This window comes from Kineosporiaceae bacterium, from assembly GCA_016713225.1.
Classification (GTDB): domain Bacteria; phylum Actinomycetota; class Actinomycetes; order Actinomycetales; family Kineosporiaceae; genus JADJPO01.
In genome coordinates this window covers 807,701-826,348 of sequence record JADJPO010000001.1, presented here as the reverse complement: position 1 = coordinate 826,348, position 18,648 = coordinate 807,701, and the positions used below count along the sequence as shown (strand labels likewise).

Below are 18,648 nucleotides of genomic sequence, written 5' to 3'. Positions count from 1 at the left end.
ATGACGCCGGAACTGATCGCCTCCCTCACCGTCATCCTCGCCTTCGGGGTCGGGGTGTCGCTGGGCCTGCTGGGCGGCGGTGGGTCGATCCTCGCCGTCCCCCTGCTGGTCTACGTGGGGCGCCTGGACCCGCACGAGGCCACCGCCGCCTCACTGTTCATCGTGGGGGTCACCAGTGCGGTCGGTTCGGTGTCGCACGCTCGGCAGGGCCGGGTCCGCTGGCGTACCGGGCTGGTGTTCGGTCTGGCCGGCATGGCCGGCGCCTACGCAGGGGGGCGGGCCTCGGCGCTGGTGCCCGGCACGGTCCTGCTGGTGGCCTTCGCCCTGATGATGCTCGCGGCGGCCGCTGGAATGCTGCGCGGGCGGCGCGAGAACGCCTCCGCCCGTGAGGAACTGCGGATTCCGGCCGCGATCGGCCTGGGCGCCGTCGTCGGTCTGGTGACCGGATTCGTGGGCGCCGGAGGCGGTTTCGTCATCGTTCCGACGCTGGTCCTCGTGGCCGGGCTGTCGATGCCGGCCGCGGTGGGCACCTCTCTGCTGGTCATCGCCCTGCAGTCCACCGCCGGGCTGGCCGGTCACCTCGCCGGTACCCGGTTGCCCTGGGGTCTGGTGTTGGCCGTCACCGCCTCCGCGGTGCTGGGCAGCCTCGCCGGCAGCCGGCTGACCGGGCGGATCCCCGCAGCAGCGCTCCGGCGGGCCTTCGCCGTCCTCGTCATCGCCATCGCCGCGCTCGTCCTGATCGAACAGCTGCCGAGCGCCACGAGCCGTTGGCTCGCAGCGATTCTGGCCGCTGTCCTGGGCTTCGCGGCGCTCTACTCCACCCGCACGCCGAACCACTCCACAACCCACCCCACGTCACCGATCGCCTCCCCCACCTCGACCCGGATCTCGACCCGTCAGGAGAAGGACATGTCTGCCACCCCCGCCTCGACCATGATCTTCACGCAGTACTACATCGACTGTCTGTCCCAGGCCTCCTACCTGATCGGGGACACCAGCACCGGCCAGGCCGTCGTGGTCGACCCGCGCCGCGACATCACCGAGTACCTCGACGACGCCCGCGCCCACGGCCTGCAGATCGTCGGCATGATCAACACGCACTTCCACGCCGACTTCCTGTCCGGCCACCTCGAGCTGGCCCAGGCCACCGGGGCCTGGATCGGCTACGGCCAGGTGGCCCAGGCCGAGTTCGAGACCCGGTCGCTGGCCGACGGCGAGCGGATCGCGCTGGGCGATGTCGTGCTCGAGGTCATGGAGACCCCCGGCCACACCCCCGAGTCGATCAGCGTGCTGGTCTACGAGCACGCCGACGACGAGGTCGCCTACGGCGTGCTCACCGGCGACGCCCTGTTCATCGGCGATGTAGGCCGTCCCGACCTGCTGGCCTCGATCGGCGTCACCGCCGACGAGCTCGGCGTGCAGCTCTACGACTCGATCCAGCGCAAGCTGATGGGTCTGCCGGACGCCGTCCGGGTCTTCCCTGCCCACGGGGCCGGATCGGCCTGCGGCAAGAACCTGTCGACCGCCCGGCAGTCGACGATCGGCGAGCAGCGCGAGACCAACTACGCCTGCCAGCCCATGTCGCAGCAGGACTTCGTGACGCTGGTGACCGCCGGCCAGCCCTCGGCCCCGGAGTACTTCGTCTACGACGCGATCCTCAACCGCAAGAACCGCGAGGTCTTCGACGACCAGGCGCCGGCAGTGGTCTTGGACGACGCCGCACTGGACGCCGCGCTGGCCCGCGGGGCCGTGGTTCTCGACACCCGCGACGTGACCGAGTTCGCCGCCGGGCACCTGCGCGGCGCCCTCAACGTGCCGGCCGACGGCCGGTTCGCCGAGACCGCCGGCATGGTGCTCACCGCCGACATCGAGGTGGTGTTGATCGCCCCCGAGGGGCGCGAGGGCGAGGTGGCCACCCGCTTGGCCCGCATCGGCTTCGACCGGGTCGCCGGCTACCTCGCCGACCCCGCTGCGGTCATGCTCGCGCGGCAGGACCAGGTCGAGCAGGGCAGCCGGCTCACCCCCGGCCAGCTCGCCGCCCTGACCACCGGCGCTGCGGGCGAGCGCGCCGATGCCCCGGTGGTGGTCGACGTCCGCAACATCGGTGAGCGCGACGGCGGGCACATCCCCGGCTCGTTGCACATCCCGCTGGCCGAGTTGCGCCGCCGTGCCCACGAGATCCCGGCCGGGCGGCCCGTCGTCCTGCAGTGCGCCGGTGGGTGGCGGTCGAGTGTTGCCGCGAGCCTGCTGCGCCAGCAGGGACGCGACGATGTCTCCGACCTGCTGGGCGGGTTCGCGGCCTGGCAGGCGATGCACGAGCCCGTGAGCGCCTGACCCTCACCATCCGACCCGAGGTCGCCGTCCGGTCCGCACCGGGCGGCGACCTCGACGTGTTCCCCGGCACGGGCGGGCCATCCGAGCCGCCGGTACGCTTGTCCGGTCAAGCGACCCGACAGACCCGACAGACCCGACAGGTGGAGCCTCCGATGAGCGCCAGAGCGCTGGACCGCACGGACCCGTTGCCGCTGTGGGCTCAATTGCAGCGCGATCTGTCCCGACGGTTGTCCGCCGGCGAGTTCAGCGGCACGTTCCCCGGCGAGCTGGACGTCGCCCGCGACTACGACGTCTCACGCCACACCGTGCGCGAGGCGTTGCGACGACTGCGCGAGGCAGGGGTGCTGGAGTCGGCCCGGGGCCGTCCCACGCAGGTGCGCGCCACCATCGAGCAACCGCTGGGCAGTCTCTACTCGCTGTTTCGCGAGATCGAGAGCCGGGGCATGGTGCAGACCAGCGAGGTGCTCGACCAATCGTTGACCACCAGCCCGGACGCGGCGGCCGCACTGGGGCTGCCCCCCGACGCCGAACTCTTTCAGCTGGAACGGGTTCGGCTCGCCGATGGCGTACCTCTGGCACACGACAAGGTGTGGCTGCCGGCCGCCGTGGCGCGCCCGCTGATGGCCGCCGACTTCACCCGCGCCGCGTTGTACGACGAACTCGCGGCCCGCTGCGGCGTCCGGGTGAGCGGGGGCAGGGAGCGGATCACCGCCACGGTGCCGACCCCTGCCGAACGGGCACTGTTGCAGGTGCCGCGGGGCGTGGCCTGCCTGTGTGTCGAGCGCGACGGTGTCGCTGCCGGCGAGGTGATCGAGCGGCGGCTCACCGTCGTGCGCGGCGACCGGTGGTCGGTCGTCGCGGACTGGACGGCGCGTGGCTGGTCACTGGGGGCCGTTGCCGACCCCCGGTGACGGGGGCTCGTTCGGGCAGGTCGGTCACTCAGGCTCGCGGCACCAACCACTCCTCGGTGATCATGCAATCCGTGCACGCTCCACCCCACACCGCGTCAAGATCACTGTCTCGCAACGGATTTCCCCTCATCGGGAGGGAAGACCCTGCACGACAGTGATCTGACTACGGCCGCGGAGCTCCTCAGGCGCGACCGGTGAGCATCAGATTCCAGTAGAGCGTCGGCAGGCCGACCTTCTTCAGCAGACCGAAGTCGCGGTGCTCACGCTTGGTGTTCAGCAACGGGATGCTCGGTGCCGGGGTCATGCTGTAGTCGAACTCGGCCAACAGCATCCGGTCACGTGCGGTCGTCAGAGGGCACGAGGCATATCCGTCATAGCTCGCCGAGAGGTCGCGGCCGGCCATCGCGTCCTGCAGGTTCTTCACCAGCACGGGCGCCTGGTGGCGGACGGCGGCACCGGTCTTGGAGTTCGGCGTCGAGCCGGCGTCGCCCAGACCGAAGATGTTGGCGTAGACCACGTGTCGCAGAGTGTGCTTGTCCAGGGCGATGTACCCGGCCGGCGTGCTGGTGTCGGCCAGCGGCCCCTGGCGCACCCAGTCCGGTGCCGACTGCGGCGGCACGGCGTGGAACACGTCGAACCCGAGGCGTTCCTTGGTGCCCTGGGCGATGTCGTGCACGACGACCTCACGCTGTCCGCCGTCCACCTCGGTCACCTCGCTGTTGAAGTGCACCGTGATGCCGTAGCGCTCGACCACGCGTTCGAGCACCCGAGCGAACTCCGGGACGCCGAACATGCCCGGAGTGGGCAACACGAGGTGGACGTCGATGTCCTTCAACACCCCCTGCCGCCGCCAGTAATCGGCTGCCAGATAAGCGATCTTCTGCGGCGCACCGGCGCACTTGATCGCCCCGGTGGGCTGGGCGAACACGGCCGTACCCCGGGTGGTCGACCGGATGAAGTCCCAGGTCTTGGGCGCCAGAGCCGGGTCGTAGTTGCTCGACACCCCATTCGCGCCCAGGCTCTCGGGCAGCCCGGTGATGCCGCCCCAGTTGAGCTGAATGCCGGGAGCCATCACCAGATACTCGTACCCGATCGTGCGACCGTCCTCGAGGGTGAGCTCGCTGGCCTGCGGGTCGACGCCGGCCACTCGTGCCCGGATCCAGCTGACCCCCTTCGGCATCACGGAGGCCTGCGGACGAGCCGACCGGGCAACCTCCGCCAGGCCACCCCCGACCAGGGTCCACAGCGGCTGGTACCAGTGGGTGTCGGATGGTTCGATCACGGCAACGTCGGTGATGCCGGCACGGCGCAGCCGAGCGGCCACGGTGATCCCGGCGCTTCCGCCGCCGACGATGACGACACGGTGGCTCGAGGTGCTCATGGAGGACTCCTTCGTCGGAACACCGGACCTTGGCTTATACGCATTCCCGGATGTACGGACATCCGCATAGTCAGGGTAGGCTATCCGGGACTCACACTCAATGGGTCGGATACGGTCATCCCCGAGCACGAACCCGAAGGAGACGGCTGTGGACAGCACGGACTGGGATACCCGCTACGCGGGCAGTGAGCTGGTGTGGTCGGCCACACCCAACGTCTGGGTCGAGCAGGTCTGCAGCGCACTGCCCCCCGGCACAGCCATCGATCTGGGAGCCGGCGAGGCACGCAACGCCCTGTGGTTGGCGGCTCGTGGCTGGCAGGCCACCGCGGTCGACTTCTCCGAGGTGGCCCTGGAACGCGCCCGCCGGCTGGCCGTCGAACGTCTGGGCGAGAACGCCCATCGGCTGCACACGGCTTGTGCCGACCTCACCACCTTCGAGCCGGACGCCGTGTACGACCTCGCGCTCGTGGTGTACCTCCAGGTGCCCGCACCACAGCGACGGACGATCCTGAACGCCGCCGCTCGATGCCTGGCGCCCGGGGGCCGCCTGGTCGTCGTGGCTCATCACAGCGACAATCTCGCCGCGGGGGTCGGCGGTCCGCAGGACCCGGCGGTGCTCTACACCGAGAGCGATGTCCTGGACGATCTCGCCACATCCCTGGCGGGCGGAGGGTTCGTGACCGAACGGGCGGATCGGGTGGTGCGCGCGGTGGGGCAGGAACGCTCGGCCATCGACACGCTGGTGGTTCTGCGACGGGGCTGACCCTGGCCCGCCGGCGGATCAGTCGACCCGGTGCAACCACCGCAGGTGTTCCACGGGACCGAGCAGCTCGAGCCGGCGCCACAGCACGCTACCGGGCACGGCCTGGCTCGGGTGGGCGGCGACAGCGTGCAACTGGGTGGCCCGGTCAACCGGCACCACCAGGTCGATCTCGGCGGCCGACCGCCCGGCGAACGGCGCACCGTATTCCTCACGCAGGGTCTCGGTGACGGCGATCGGCAGGGTCCAGGCCAGCACCGGCAGCCCCCGTTCCCGGCCGACCGCCACCGCGGCTCGGGTGGCCGCGATGTGGTCCGGATGGCCGGTGATGCCGGTCTCGTCGAAGACGACCAGGCCATCGGCGGGACGGCGTTCCAGGGCGTCCTGCACGGCCGACGACAGCCGCTGCGCACCGCTGACGCCCAGCGCGCCGTCCGGCTCGTCGAGCAGTTCACACCGCGCCAGGCCGAGCCGGCGCGCCGCCTCGGCCAGTTCGCCGGCGCGGACCTCGCGCAGGTCCCCTTCGACACCGTGCAGCGTCGACGCCTCGCCGTGCGTGAAGCAGAGGACGTCGACCTCGCGCCCGGCGGCGACGAACCCCGCCAGGACGGCGCCGAGCCCGAAGGACTCGTCGTCCGGGTGAGCGACGACCACCAGGAGTCGTCGCCAATCAGGCAGGCTCCCGGTTGGGGAGCCGGCGGGATCGCTGGGCCGTGTGGTCATCGCAGACACTCCTCCGGCAGGTCGAACCAGACCAGGTCGGCGAACTCCGGCGAGGGGCACCCGGCCCGGTCGAGGTGGTGGCCCTCGGCATCGAATCGCCGCGGCGCCGCGAGATCCAGCACTGCCCGCACCTCGCTGAGCTGCTCGGCCAGAACGGATTCGGGCACTCGATCCTCGTGATGCGGGTACGCCAGGCGCCCCTGCCGGTCGAACCCGACCTCGGCCAGGCGCAACGGCGGCTCGGCCGGCGCGTGACGATGCCGCCAGAGCCCGGTGCGAGGGTCGAACCGATAGTCGGGCAACAGTTTCCAGCCCTCGCGCGCCACCAGATCGACCGCTTCGATGAGGTAGTCGGCGACGGTGTCGCTGATGAAGTAGTTCAGACTCACTCGGGTCCACCCCGGCTTGATGCCCTCACAGCCGCGATGAATCTCTCGCTGGAAGGCGTGGGAGGTCTCGACGTCGATACCCAGCAGCCGGTGGCCGTACGGTCCGGCGCACGAGCATCCGCCACGTGCCTGAACCCCGAACAGATCGTTGAGCAGGGCGACGACGGCGTTGTGGTGCACGTACCGCCCCGGGCGCCCTTCGGCGTCCACCCGTCGCACCACGAACGAGATGATCGAGAGGCGTTCGGCGTCCACATTGCCCAACACCTCGATCGCCGGATTGGCCTGCCAGCGTGCGAGGGCTCTGTCCAGCAGCTGCGCCTCGCGGCGTCGGATCGCCTCGACCCCGACCTCCTGGCGCAGCCGGAACACCAGTCCGGCCCGGATGGAGCCGACGATGTCCGGGGTGCCGGCCTCCTCGCGCCGCTCCACGTCCGCCACGTAGACCTGCTCGGTCGGGTTGACGTACTCCACCGTGCCGCCGCCGGGGACGACGGGGACCCGGTTGCGAACCAGGTCGCGCCGCACCACCAGCACGCCGGGCGTACCCGGGCCGCCGATGAACTTGTGCGGGCTGATGAAGACCGCGTCCTTGAACGCCGTCGGATCGGCGCCGGCCGCGACGTCCGGCACCATGCGGACCTCGACGTAGGGGGCCGCCGCGGCGAAGTCCCAGAACGCGAGCGCGCCATGGCGGTGCAACAGCGTCGACACCGCGTCGGTGTCGGTCAGGATGCCGGTCACATTGCTGGCGGCCGAGAACGACCCGATCCGCAGCGGCCGTTCCGCGTAGCGGATCAACGCCTGCTCCAGCGCCGCCAGGTCGATGTGCCCGGCAGCATCCTCGGGGATCGTGACGACCTCGGCGATGCTCTCGCGCCAGGGCAGCTCGTTGCTGTGGTGCTCGTACGGTCCGACCAGGACGACGGGTCGCTCGTCGGCGGCCAGCCCTGCCGTCAGGTGGTGGCGATCGTCGAGGTCGGGCGGAACGCGCAGCCCCAGGATGCCCACCATGCGATCGATCGCAGCGGTGCTGCCGGATCCCACGAAGATCACCGCGGTGGAGTCGTCACCGCCGACCACGTCACGGATGATCCGGCGAGCGTCCTCGCGCAGTCGAGAGGTCTGCAACCCGGTGCCGCTCGCCTCGGTGTGCGTGTTGGCGTAGCGCGGCAGCACCTCGTCCCGGATGAAGTCCTCGATGAAGGTCAGCGACCGACCCGAGGCGGTCCAGTCGGCGTAAGTGATTCGCCGGGGGCCGTACGGGCCCGGCATCAGCCGATCGTCACCGATGACCGCCTCGGCGATCCGAGCCATCAGGGCGGACTCCTGGGCCATGTGCCACCACCTCCATATACCCCCCAGGGTATAACTGTGAGCGAGCCCACATCGGGACCTTCAGCGGTGTCGCGTGCCTGCATAGGGTTCGGCCATGAGCCCCCCGACACCGGACGAGCTGACGGTAGCGGCTCGACGTGCCCTGGCGGTGCATCGGCTCCACGGATTGACCGTGCCGAACCTCGCCCAGTTCCCGGCCGGGTACCTCTGGGATACCGCCGTGATCGTCAAGGGTCTCGCCGTGCACGATCCGGAGCGGGCGGCGCAGGAGATCCTGCGCTTCCTGCAGACCCAATGGCGTTCAGGCATGCTGCCGAACGAGATCTACTTCGAGCGCAGTCGTCGGCGTGAGCTGTTTCTCGGCCGCGAGGGCGAGACCCCACCGGGCATCACCACCAGCGGGATCACCCAGCCACCCCTGCTGGTCAGAGCGGCCTTCGAGGTCGGGCGGCGGCTGCCGCCGGAGCGTCGGCAGGCCTTTCTCGCGACGGTGTTCCCGGCCCTGGAACGCCTCTGCCGGTGGGCGGTCACCACCCGCGTGGGACGCAACGGGCTCGCCGTGGTGATCCACCCCTACGAGACGGGCATGGACAACCGCATCGATCTGGCCGAGGCGATGACCTCACACTGGCTCGCGCCGGGCGGCAGCCTCACCGAGCCGGCCCGACGATTCGTGCTCTACGGGCTGGACGCCCTTCGGCGTGGGTGGGGCGACCTGCGCACCGTGTCCCTCGAGCACCGGTCGAGCCATCGCGACGTGCTCGCAGCCCAGCTGCAGAGTCGGCACATCCGACGCCTCGGGTACGACCTCGGCGCGATCGAGGCGAGTGGGCGGGGAGTCCTGATCGAGGACCCTGGCTTCAACGCCGTCCTGATCGATGCCCTGGCCTGCCTGGACGAGATCGCCGCGCAGCTACCCGACTCTGGCGAGACCGGGACGACGATGGCCACGCTGCGCTCGGCCGGTCAGCGCCTGGCCACACACCTCGACGAGCTGTGGCACCCGGGCGCCGATGGACGACCCGGCTACTACGCGAGCCGCGACTATCGCACCGGTCGACTCAGCAGCCGGCCCACCGTCGCAGGCCTGTGTGCCCTGCTCGTCGATCGCGGCACCGAGCGCACCCGAGACCTGGTGCGGACCCTGACCGACCCCTCGGCGTACTGGACCCTGGTGCCGCCGCCGAGCGCGCCGATCGGCTCCGAAGGCTTCGATCCCGAGCAGTACTGGCGTGGCGCGGCCTGGAGCTTCCCCACCGACATCATCGAGACCGGACTCGAAATGCGCGGCGAGCACACCGTCGCCGGCGCGTTGCGCCAGGCCTATCTCGCCAGGCCCCACGGCATCGAGTTCGCCGAGTACGAGAACCCGTTGACGGGTGCGCCGCTGGGTGCGCGACCCTTTACCCCAGCGGCAGCCCTGACGCTAAGATTCGCTGCGCGAGAACGAGATTGAGCGAGGCCGGCGGTGACCACCGTCGGCCTCCACTCACCTGCCCTCGGCCATGTCGTCGCGACGCTGCAACACCCGGGCGACGGCGTCCTCGTCCAGACTCATGCCACCGAAGGCCGCCAACGTGGTCATGGGCATGGTGCCGATCACGGCGAGCAGCGCAGCGTCCCGCCTGGGGTCGTTCTGGCCGCCCCCGACCTCCTCGTCGAACAGCGGACGAATCACCGGGTCGGCCAGCCACTCGGCCAGGGTGGAGGACGCGGTGACCGGTGGGGCCACGGACGGCGCCTCGATCGACACCGTCTGCGCGACCGGCAGCGCGCGCGAGTGGTGGCCCACCTCGACGACGAAGTCGCCGGCCTCGACCACCCAGCGGCCGAGCCGGGTCGAGAAGTACGAGAACGCCCGCTGGTCCACCGTGATCTCGACGTCCCGGCTCTGACCTGCCGGTACCGCCACCTTGGCGAACCCCTTCAGCTCACGAACCGGTCGCGCCACCGAGGCCTCGACGTCACGGACATAGACCTGCACCACCTCGGAGCCATCGCGCAGGCCGGTGTTGCTCACCCGCACCCGCACCGCGGCACTCAGGTCGCCGGACGCCACGGCACCGCTGGTCACCACGCTCAGCTCGGACAGCTCGAACGTGGTGTAGGACAGACCGAATCCGAACGGGTAGGCGACCTCGTGGCGCGAGGCGTCATACCCGCGGTAGCCGATGAACAGGCCCTCGCCGTACCGCACCACCTGGGAATCCCCGGGGAAGTTCAGGTAGGACGAGTTGTCCTCCAGCCGCAGCGGAATGGTCTCGGCCAGCCGGCCGGAGGGGTTCACCGCACCGCTCAACACGTCGGCGATGGCCGACCCACCGGCCTGCCCGCCGAGCCAGGCCTCGACCACCGCCTGGCTGTGCTCGAGCACCGGGCCGAGCAGCACGGTCGACCCGTTGACCAGCACGGTGACGATCCTCGGGTTCGCCTGGGCGACAGCGGCCAGGGTGGCGAGCTGGTTGGCCGGCAGATCCAGGTGGGTTCGATCGAACCCCTCGGACTCCTCCACGGCCGGCAGCCCGATCACCACGACCGCCACCTCGGCGTCCCTCGCCACCCGGGCCGCCTCGGCGCGCAGCGGGGCATCGGCCTCGACCTCACCACCGACGGTGTAGCCCGACGCGAAGCTCACCTCGAACCCCTCCGCGAGCGCGTCCAGGGCATTGTCCAGCCGCGTCGGGTTCACCTGGGACGAGCCGGCGCCCTGGTAGCGGGGCGTCCGGGCGAACTCGCCGATGACGGCCACGCGGGTGCCGCCGGCCAAGGGCAGCAGCTGGTTCTCGTTGCGCAACAACACCATCGACTCGCCCGCGGCCTCCCGGGCCAGCGCGTGGTGCGCCGCGACGTCCAGGGTCTCGTCGAGCTCGAGCACCGCTGAACCCTTGCGCACCAGGTCGAGGACGGCGCGCACCCGGGCATCGAGCACCTCGACCGGCAGGTCGCCGGACTCGACGGCGGCCACCACCTGGCCGGGGCTGCGGGGGTTGGGCGGCATCTCGAGATCGAGCCCGGCCTTCGCCGCGGCGACCCGGTCGTAGACCGCGCCCCAGTCCGAGACCACCACGCCGTCGAACCCGAACTCCTCGCGCAGCACGGTGGTCAGCAGCCAGGGGTTGGCCGAAGCCGGCAGACCGTTCACCGTGTTGTACGCACACATGACGGTCCACGGACGGCTGCGCCGCACCACGGTCTCGAAGGCCGGCAGGTAGATCTCGCGCAGCGTGCGTTCGTCGACCTGGACGTTCACCCGCAGCCGGTCGTCCTCCTGATTGTTGGCGGCGTAGTGCTTGACCGAGGTGCCGACGCCCTGCGACTGGATTCCGTCGACGATGCCCACCGCCAGTTCACCGGCCAGGTAGGGGTCTTCCGAGAAGTACTCGAAGTTGCGCCCGCACAGCGGCGAGCGCTTCATGTTGACGCCCGGCCCGAGGATCACCGAGACGTTGCTGGCGCGCGCCTCCCGGCCCAGCGCCTGCCCGACCCGCTGCAGCAGCGCAGGGTTCCAGGACGAGGCCAGCCCGGCCGCGGGCGGAAAGCAGGTGGCCGGCAGGCTGCCGCCGAGGCCCACGTGATCGCCACCCTTGGGTTGCACTCGCATGCCGTGCGGGCCGTCCGACACCATGATCGACGGGACGCCGAGCCGCTCCACCGCTGTGGTCCACCAGAACCCCGATCCGCTGGCCAGAGCTGCCTTCTCGGCGAGGCTCAGGTCAGCGAGCACGGAGTCGACGTCGAGCTCGGCAGGCATCGGATCAGTCCCTCGGGTCGTGGTGAAACGTGTCAGTGGCACGTATCACCTACTATGGGACGGCATCCGAAACCAGGTCAAGGGGTGAGCCGCATGACCCGACCCCACCGCGTCACCAGCACTGACGTGGCGCAGGCAGCCGGCGTCTCGCGCACGACCGTCAGCTACGTGCTGAACGGGCGTGGGGACCTCCCCGCCGCCACGCGCGAGCGGGTCCTCGCCGCCGCCGCCGAGCTCGGGTACGTCCCCTCGGCGTCGGCACGCGCGTTGCGCCGGGGCGTCAGTGACCTGGTGCTCGTCGTCCAACCGCAATGGACCCAGGCCTACACCACCGGGCTGATCCTGCGTCGCCTGACCGAGCGGGTGACCGGGCTGGGGTTGTGGTTGGTGCAGACCCAGGCCGACCCGGCGGACGAGCGGATCTGGTCGGCGATCACCCCCCTCGCCGTCCTCAGCCTGGATCGCCTGCCGCAGCGGGTGGTCGACCGGTTGCACCGCGCCGGGTGCCCGCACGTCATCGATCCGGCCAGAGCGCTCGGCGACCTGCGCGCCCAGGCGGCGCACCACGGTGGGCTGCAGGCCGATCACCTGATCCGTGCCGGACACGTCCGGCTGGGGTACGCCGCCGCGACGGACCCCACGCTCACCTGGTTCAGCGATGCTCGCAGCGCCGGGGCCGCCCGGGCATCGCGCGCCGCCGGACTGGCCGAGCCCGTGATGGCCTCGGTCGGCACCGACCCCGAGCTGGCCGCCACCGCGGTACACCGTTGGCGGGCCGCCGGGGTGACCGCCGTGGCTGCCTACAACGACGACGTGGCGCTGGCCGTCATGGCTGCCGCCCGTCGGCACGGGGTGACCTGCCCGGACGACCTGGCCGTCATCGGCATCGACAACACTCCGGCCGGTCAGTGCGCCGAGCCGAGCCTCAGCTCGATCGACACCGCACCCGAGGTGTTCGCCGACCACCTGGCGGACGAGCTCGCCCATGCCCTCGGACAGGACGGCGTCCGACCGGTCGACCTGCGCACCGCGGTGCGGATCGTCGCGCGCGAGAGTGCCTGATCGAAGATCACTGTTGGATCGCAGTCTGCTACCGGTCACCCGGTGCAGACTGCGATCCAACGGTGATCATGGCGGGGTGGGTGGGGTGGGTGGGCCGAGGTGGGCTCACAGATAGAGGTAGGTTCCGACGTCCGGGTGCAGATCGATGACGACGTCCACTTCACGGCTCATGACCTCGGCAAGGGTCATCGGCCGTGCGATCGCCTCCCCACGCAGCACCGACGCCTCGGACGGCGACAGCGGCGCGAACTCCACCAGCGACAGACAACGACCCGGACGCAGCAACGCCGGGTGCACCTGATCGAGCCCCTGATTCGTGGTGAGCAGGAACAGGCAGCGAAGCCCTTGTCCGAGCAGGCCGTCGGCGAGATTGAGCATCTTGCCCACGGCGCTACCGCCCTGGTGCGCCCGTAGCAGGGCCTCGGCGTCCTCCATGACGATCAGCCGCCACGCGGCGTCGTCGTCCGGCTGGTCGAGCAGGATGCGTCGCAGATAACGGCCATCGGTGAGCAGCGACCCCGGGTCACTGACCACCACCGGAGCGGTCCAGTCCCGCCAGGCGTCCAGCAGCGCCCGAAGCGCCGTGGTCTTGCCGGTGCCGGGCCGACCGTGCCACAGCAGCAGTCGTGGGTCGTCGTCCGTCGGCTCGTGAGCCGCCAGCCGCTGCATCGAGGCGACGACCGCCGCGGGATAGAGGTGACTGATCTGCGGCCAGGGCGTGACGTCGAGATCGATGTGACGAGAACCGGTTTGGGCGTCGGCGAACTCCACCCGTACCTGACCCGGACCTGACGACGGCGTCAGTCGGCTCAGCAACTGCTCGGTGACCCGGCGCGCGGCCTCGGGATGAGCCGCGGCCACCCGCAACCGGCCACCCCGGCGCCAACTCTCGAGCCACACCACACAGTCCTCCACCAGGGCGACGTGGTCGTGCCCGGCCGTGTTGTCGACGCCGAGCACCAGCTGATGCCCCTCGGGCAGGACGTCGGGGGTGTGCGCCACAGGCAGGTCACGCACCACGGCGTGGACGTAGCCGCGGCTCGTGAGCTCGTGCAGGAACAGATAGGCGGGCAATTCGGTGTCGACGCTGCTGACCTCGGCCGCAGCAAGCGGTACCGGCAGGGGAAGGGGATTCATGGCGGGCTCCGTGACCGGTCGGGCCCGCCGGACGCCGAATCAGCGCGAGGCAGGCATGGGGGTGTGTGGTGATCGGTCGGTCATGAGTTGCTCCTTCGGCACGGATGCGTCGCTCAGAGTGGCAGCCGGGGGATCAGGGCACAAGGGAGTTTCGGCGCGACCGACGCGCCACAGTTCCCCGCACCGAAGATCACCGTTGGATCGCAGTTTGCTACCGGTCAACCGGAGCAAACTGCGATCCAACGGTGATCATGGAGCGGAGGGTGGCGGCGAGGCGGGGGGCGCTGAGGTGGGGTGGATGGGGTGGGGTGGATGAGGTTGGGGTGGATGGGATCGGCGCGCTCGGGAGTCCGGTCAGTCGTCGGTGGTCTCGGCGCGCGCCGGCTGGGGCAGCCACCACAGACCCGCCTGGAGGGTGCTCGACCAGGCCGTGGTGGCCCACATCGCGGGCGCCCACACGAGCGACTCCCACCCCAGGGACGACGAGGCAGCCGGGGTGCGGGTGCTCGCCGAGTCGCCGGCCGTCGATCGGCTGGTCGACGAGGTGCCGGCGGACTCGGGCCGGGGTGACTCCGAGGTCGAGGCGCCGCGGCCGGCGTCGCTCGGGCGGGCGTTCTGCGAGTCGGTGCTGCTCGGGCCGGAGGTCGCGTCCGAGGTGTTGGTCCACGGGGCGTTTCCCGGGGTGCCGGCGCCGGATGCCTGGGCTCGACGCCGGGCAGCAGCCGACCAGCCATCGTGGGCGCGCAGATGCGTCACACCGGATCGGGTGCGGTCATACCGGGCGCGCCGAGACTGGTTGGACAGCACCGCGTAGGCGGCGCCGACCTCCTTGAACCGGCGCTCGGCGCGAGGGCAGCCGGAGTTGGTATCGGGATGGTGTTGGCGCGCAAGCCGACGATAGGCGCGGCGCAAGGTGTCGTCGGTGGAGTCTCGGGGGACCCCGAGCACGGCGTACAGGTCTTTCGTCAGCCACGTCTGAGCTGCCATGAACAATCCTTCGTCGTGATCCTCCCCGCGGATGAACGCCGCGTCAGGTTGTGACATCGGTGCGGGGGTCGCCTCAATGGAGCCTCGTGTGCCTCATCGATCATCGGCTCCATCGCCAATCAGGCTGAAGCCAGCGTAACCGGGCTCGAGATCCGCGCGATACGACGACTCATCGGTAACATCCGCGGCGCGACCGGCACGGTCAATCGGAGGTCAACGCGGCGCCGTCGACCATCCAGCTCGCGACCAGGTAGCGCACGCCGTGGGGAACCGCGTCGTGGTGCACGACACAGGCCACCGGGCCGGCGTCCTCGGCGAGACCGGCAAGCACCTGCCAGGCCGCGCGACCGGCTACCAGCAGGTCGGCACACTGCCCCGGGTCGAGCGCACGCAGTACCGTCAGGTCTCCACGTAATCCCTTCTCGCACAACGCATCCAGGTCGTGCGCGCGCGGATCGAGATAGCCCGGGGCCTTGATCGTGCGGCGAGCGCTGCCATCACCCAGGACCACGACCCCCACCCGAGTGGCCACTCCCGCCAGCTCACGACCCAGCTGCAGGCAGTGCTCGACCGTGGCCGCGGCGGGCACCGAGACCAGGCGGCGTCGACCGGTCCACCCGGCGAGGTCCACCAGGACCTGCCCGACCGCCAGCCCCAGCGGCAGCACCGGCGTCCCGCCGCGCAACGGTGACCTCGGCGTACCTCGTTGCCCCGCAACGCGTCCCGCGGTGTACCGCTCGACCCCGAGGTCGCAGGCCGCGGGATCCCACTCGCGGTGCGGCACGGCGTCCGGGGTCGAGCCGGCAGGATGGTCCTGACCGGCAATCACCACGAGGACGTCGGGCGCGGCGTCCGTCACCGCGGCGACGGCTTCCCGGCAGGCCGCCCTGAGCTCGGCGGCCGGGTCGAGCTGCACGGCTGCCCCGGTCACCCCGGGCAAGAGCAACGGCGGATGTGGGCAGATGGCGGCGGCGACGAGCATCAGGCCAACCCCCGCACCGTCAGCGCCGGAGGGCGATGCCCCTGGATGGTCGAGACCATGTCGAGCGTCTGACGCGTCTCGCGTACCGCGTGAACCCGGTAGACCTGCGCCCCGAGCCAGGCACACACCGCCACGCTGGCCAACGTCCCCGTCGTCCGGTCCTCCAACGGCACGTTCAGGCTCTCGCCGACGAAGTCCTTGTTGGACGTCGAGACCAGCACCGACCACCCGGTGGCGACCATCTCGTCGAGCCGGCGCGTCACCTCGAGGGAGTGCCAGGTGTTCTTGCCGAAGTCGTGCCCCGGGTCGATCATCACACTCTCGCGGCGGACCCCCAGGGCGACCGCCCGCTCGGCGAGCCCGGTGGTCAGGGTGATCACGTGGGACATCACGTCGTCGTAGCCGAGGCGGTGCGGCCGGGTCCGCGGCGGCAATCCGCCCGCGTGGGTGCACACCAGCGCGGCGTCGAACTCCGCAGCCACCTCGGCGAGCCGCTCGTCGACGCCGCCCCAGGCATCGTTGAGCACGTCCGCCCCCGCCTCGCACACCGCGCGGCCCACCTCGTGCCGCCAGGTGTCGACACTGATCACCAGGTCGGGGTGGGCCTGGCGTACCGCAGCCACGAACGAGACCGTACGGCGCAACTCTTCGTCGACGTCGACCTCGTCTCCCGGGGCAGCCTTCACACCACCGATGTCCACCAGATCAGCACCCTCGGCCACGACCTGGTGCACCCGGTCCATCGCGGCGTCCGCGGCGTAGGTGGCACCTCGGTCGTAGAACGAGTCCGGGGTGCGGTTGACGATCGCCATCACCAACCGGTCCGTGGCGGCGAAGGTGCGGCGGCCCAGCTTCAGCACGCCGACCCCCGGATCGCGACCGGCGGGTCGACGCTCACCGCGGGCGGGCGTTCGCGGACCGGCACCGGACGCACCCGCCAGTGCCCCGTCCCCGCAGGATCCACCGCACCGGCGGCCGCGTGGGACAGCGACACCACGGGTACCTCACGCACGGGTACCTCACGCACAGGCACCTCGCCCACAGGTGGCGCCCCCCGCCGGAACTGGCTCAGGGTGGCCGACTCGATCGACCGGGCGGTCCGGTCGCCGCGTCGACGTTCGGCCACCACCAGCAACTCGGCAGCCATCACCCCCAGGTCGTGCACCGCCTGGTGGCGATGCGCCCGCGCACCCAGATCGACCTGCGCCACGGCGTCCGGGCCGGCGAGGGCGAAGGTGTCGAGCAGCGTGGCGAGTTCGACGCCGTAGCCGGTCGGGATCGACACCGACTCCAGCAGCGAGCGGCGGGCGGCCCACTCCCCCGCCAACGGCTGCACGACGCGTGACAGCTGCGGCCACCAGAGGTTGAGCAGCGGGCGCGCCACCAGCTCGGTGACCCGGCCGCCGTCCGGGGTCGCTTCGTCCCCCAGATCGAGGATGCGATCGTAGAACCCCTTGACCAGCAACAGATCTGGATCGTGCAGCAGCGGGCCGACCAACCCCGTCACGAAGTGCGGACCGAAATGGGTCAGGTCGGCGTCGACGAAGACCAGCACGTCGCCGGTGGTGGCGAACAACGACTTCCAGATCGCCTCGCCCTTGCCGGGATACGACCCGAGATCGGGCCGCACCTGCGCCGAGGACACCACCGTGGCGCCGGCCCGGCGGGCCAGGTCCGCCGTCCCGTCACGCGAGTCGGAATCGACCACGATCAGTTCGTCGACCAGCGGCGACTGCTCGACCAGCGCACGCCGCAGGCACCGGACGACGTCCTCGATCGTCGCCTGTTCGTCGCGCGCCGGGATCACCACACTGATCCGACTGCCGGTGCGGGACTTGGCCGCCACCAGGTCGGTCACCGGCCACTGCTCGGCCCTGCTGGTCCGGTGCGCGAACCAGCGAGTTGCCTCTGCGGTCACCCGGCCACCTTCCAGACTCACCAGACTCAGCGGAACACCACGGTACTGGCCCGGTTCAGCAGCACCCGGTGTTCGGTGTGCCACCGGACGGCGCGCGAGAGCACCTGCGCCTCGACGTCCCGGCCGGCGGCGGCGAAGTCGTCGGCACTCATCCCGTGATCGACCCGCAACACGTCCTGCTCGATGATCGGCCCCTCGTCGAGGTCGGGGGTGACGTAGTGCGCCGTGGCGCCGACGATCTTGACTCCGCGCGCGTGGGCCTGGTGGTACGGCTTGGCTCCCTTGAAGCTCGGCAGGAACGAGTGGTGGATGTTGATCATTCGTCCCGGCATCGAGCCGCACAGGTCGTCCGAGAGCACCTGCATGTACCGGGCCAGGACGACGAGTTCGACCTCCAGTTCGTCGATCAGCCCGCGCAGTCTCGACTCGGCGGCGCGCTTGCTCGCGGCGCCGTCGACCCCTCCTGCCACCGGCACGTGGTGGAACGGCACGCCGTAGAACTCCGCCAACGGAGCCAGCGCGGTGTGGTTGCTGACCACGGCCGGGACGTCGATCGGCAAGCCGCCGCTGCGGGCTCGGAACAGCAGGTCGTTCAGGCAGTGCCCGCCCAGGCTCACCATCACCAGCGTGCGGGTGCGCCGCTGCGAGCGGTGCACCTGCCAGGTCATCGCGAACTCGGCGGCCACCGGCTCGATGGCCGACCGAAAGCCCGCCCCGAAGGCCTCGACCGCGGCATCCTTCGCCCCTGCCCCGTTCGGCGTCTCCACCCGGTGGTGGGCCGGCGCGACGGCCACCCGCATGAAGAACGTGCCGGAGCCGGGGTCCTCGAACTGCTGGCTGGAGGTGATGTTCCCACCGGCCTCGACGATCGCTCCGGTGACGGCATGCACGATGCCGGGCCGATCCGGGCAGGACAGGGTCAGGACGTGGGTGGTCACGTCGCGAGTATCCCGAACCGGGCCGAGCGCCCGGGGA

General features: G+C 70.8%; 15 protein-coding genes. 5 read left to right on the top strand and 10 right to left on the bottom strand.

Translation table 11 applies throughout. The annotated features are described in order from the left end of the window. Positions 1–2,334, top strand: coding sequence for a TSUP family transporter (locus IPK24_03740; GenBank protein ID MBK8074687.1), 2,334 nt, complete (start codon positions 1–3; stop codon positions 2,332–2,334). Between the two features lie 152 nt (positions 2,335–2,486). Next, the gene (locus IPK24_03735) at positions 2,487–3,245 is read left to right on the top strand and encodes a GntR family transcriptional regulator (GenBank protein ID MBK8074686.1); all 759 of its coding nucleotides are present in this window, start codon (positions 2,487–2,489) and stop codon (positions 3,243–3,245) included. Positions 3,246–3,426: 181 nt separating this feature from the next. Here the strand turns inward: IPK24_03735 and IPK24_03730 are convergent, their stop codons facing one another. Further along, positions 3,427–4,626 (bottom strand): NAD(P)/FAD-dependent oxidoreductase, encoded by a 1,200-nt coding sequence (locus IPK24_03730; GenBank protein ID MBK8074685.1) that lies wholly within the window; start codon positions 4,624–4,626, stop codon positions 3,427–3,429. Between the two features lie 148 nt (positions 4,627–4,774). Between IPK24_03730 and IPK24_03725 the strand changes: the two genes are divergently transcribed. Continuing rightward, positions 4,775–5,389 carry a class I SAM-dependent methyltransferase gene (locus IPK24_03725; GenBank protein ID MBK8074684.1) on the top strand — a complete coding sequence of 205 codons (615 nt, stop codon included), beginning with the start codon at positions 4,775–4,777 and terminating at the stop codon, positions 5,387–5,389. 18 nt (positions 5,390–5,407) lie between these two features. On the opposite strand, the gene IPK24_03720 is transcribed toward IPK24_03725, so the two are convergent. Then, complete coding sequence (locus IPK24_03720) at positions 5,408–6,109, bottom strand: PIG-L family deacetylase (protein ID MBK8074683.1); 702 nt, start codon at positions 6,107–6,109, stop codon at positions 5,408–5,410. After that, positions 6,106–7,836, bottom strand: a complete 1,731-nt coding sequence (locus IPK24_03715) for an aminotransferase class V-fold PLP-dependent enzyme (protein MBK8074682.1) — start codon at positions 7,834–7,836, stop codon at positions 6,106–6,108. Before IPK24_03715 ends, IPK24_03720 begins: the two co-directional genes overlap by 4 nt. A 94-nt stretch (positions 7,837–7,930) precedes the next feature. Here IPK24_03715 and IPK24_03710 point away from each other — a divergent pair, with 94 nt between their 5' ends. Next, the gene (locus IPK24_03710; GenBank protein MBK8074681.1) at positions 7,931–9,292 is read left to right on the top strand and encodes a hypothetical protein; all 1,362 of its coding nucleotides are present in this window, start codon (positions 7,931–7,933) and stop codon (positions 9,290–9,292) included. A gap of 33 nt (positions 9,293–9,325) precedes the next feature. Here IPK24_03710 and IPK24_03705 read toward each other — a convergent pair whose 3' ends face one another. Then, on the bottom strand, positions 9,326–11,587 hold the full coding sequence (locus tag IPK24_03705; GenBank protein MBK8074680.1) for a glycoside hydrolase family 3 C-terminal domain-containing protein: 2,262 nt from the start codon (positions 11,585–11,587) through the stop codon (positions 9,326–9,328). Positions 11,588–11,680: 93 nt separating this feature from the next. On the opposite strand from IPK24_03705, the gene IPK24_03700 reads away from it, so the two are divergent. Continuing rightward, positions 11,681–12,649, top strand: a complete 969-nt coding sequence (locus IPK24_03700) for a LacI family DNA-binding transcriptional regulator (GenBank protein MBK8074679.1) — start codon at positions 11,681–11,683, stop codon at positions 12,647–12,649. A gap of 105 nt (positions 12,650–12,754) precedes the next feature. On the opposite strand, the gene IPK24_03695 is transcribed toward IPK24_03700, so the two are convergent. The 6 genes from IPK24_03695 to purU all read right to left on the bottom strand — a co-directional run bounded on the left by IPK24_03695 (position 12,755) and on the right by purU (position 18,611). Further along, positions 12,755–13,786 (bottom strand): AAA family ATPase, encoded by a 1,032-nt coding sequence (locus IPK24_03695; GenBank protein ID MBK8074678.1) that lies wholly within the window; start codon positions 13,784–13,786, stop codon positions 12,755–12,757. 354 nt (positions 13,787–14,140) lie between these two features. Beyond that, complete coding sequence (locus tag IPK24_03690) at positions 14,141–14,773, bottom strand: DnaJ domain-containing protein (GenBank protein ID MBK8074677.1); 633 nt, start codon at positions 14,771–14,773, stop codon at positions 14,141–14,143. Positions 14,774–14,975: 202 nt separating this feature from the next. Next, positions 14,976–15,755 (bottom strand): hypothetical protein, encoded by a 780-nt coding sequence (locus IPK24_03685; GenBank protein ID MBK8074676.1) that lies wholly within the window; start codon positions 15,753–15,755, stop codon positions 14,976–14,978. After that, positions 15,755–16,615 (bottom strand): dihydropteroate synthase, encoded by an 861-nt coding sequence (gene folP / locus IPK24_03680; protein ID MBK8074675.1) that lies wholly within the window; start codon positions 16,613–16,615, stop codon positions 15,755–15,757. Before folP ends, IPK24_03685 begins: the two co-directional genes overlap by 1 nt. After that, positions 16,609–17,673: a glucosyl-3-phosphoglycerate synthase gene (locus tag IPK24_03675; GenBank protein ID MBK8074674.1), complete on the bottom strand. Its 1,065-nt coding sequence runs from the start codon at positions 17,671–17,673 to the stop codon at positions 16,609–16,611. Before IPK24_03675 ends, folP begins: the two co-directional genes overlap by 7 nt. A gap of 26 nt (positions 17,674–17,699) precedes the next feature. Then, entirely contained in the window at positions 17,700–18,611 is a 912-nt protein-coding gene (gene purU / locus IPK24_03670) for a formyltetrahydrofolate deformylase (GenBank protein ID MBK8074673.1), read from the bottom strand. Positions 18,612–18,648: the final 37 nt, after the last annotated feature.

Bases quoted from the DNA above. Each gene is read 5' to 3' on its own strand.
- IPK24_03740 (MBK8074687.1), top strand. From the start codon at position 1: ATGACGCCGGAACTGATCGCCTCCCTCACCGTCATCCTCGCCTTCGGG.
- IPK24_03735 (MBK8074686.1), top strand. From the start codon at position 2,487: ATGAGCGCCAGAGCGCTGGACCGCACGGACCCGTTGCCGCTGTGGGCT.
- IPK24_03730 (MBK8074685.1), bottom strand. From the start codon at position 4,626: ATGAGCACCTCGAGCCACCGTGTCGTCATCGTCGGCGGCGGAAGCGCC.
- IPK24_03720 (MBK8074683.1), bottom strand. From the start codon at position 6,109: ATGACCACACGGCCCAGCGATCCCGCCGGCTCCCCAACCGGGAGCCTG.
- IPK24_03715 (MBK8074682.1), bottom strand. From the start codon at position 7,836: ATGGCCCAGGAGTCCGCCCTGATGGCTCGGATCGCCGAGGCGGTCATC.
- IPK24_03710 (MBK8074681.1), top strand. From the start codon at position 7,931: ATGAGCCCCCCGACACCGGACGAGCTGACGGTAGCGGCTCGACGTGCC.
- IPK24_03705 (MBK8074680.1), bottom strand. From the start codon at position 11,587: ATGCCTGCCGAGCTCGACGTCGACTCCGTGCTCGCTGACCTGAGCCTC.
- IPK24_03700 (MBK8074679.1), top strand. From the start codon at position 11,681: ATGACCCGACCCCACCGCGTCACCAGCACTGACGTGGCGCAGGCAGCC.
- IPK24_03695 (MBK8074678.1), bottom strand. From the start codon at position 13,786: ATGAATCCCCTTCCCCTGCCGGTACCGCTTGCTGCGGCCGAGGTCAGC.
- IPK24_03690 (MBK8074677.1), bottom strand. From the start codon at position 14,773: ATGGCAGCTCAGACGTGGCTGACGAAAGACCTGTACGCCGTGCTCGGG.
- IPK24_03685 (MBK8074676.1), bottom strand. From the start codon at position 15,755: ATGCTCGTCGCCGCCGCCATCTGCCCACATCCGCCGTTGCTCTTGCCC.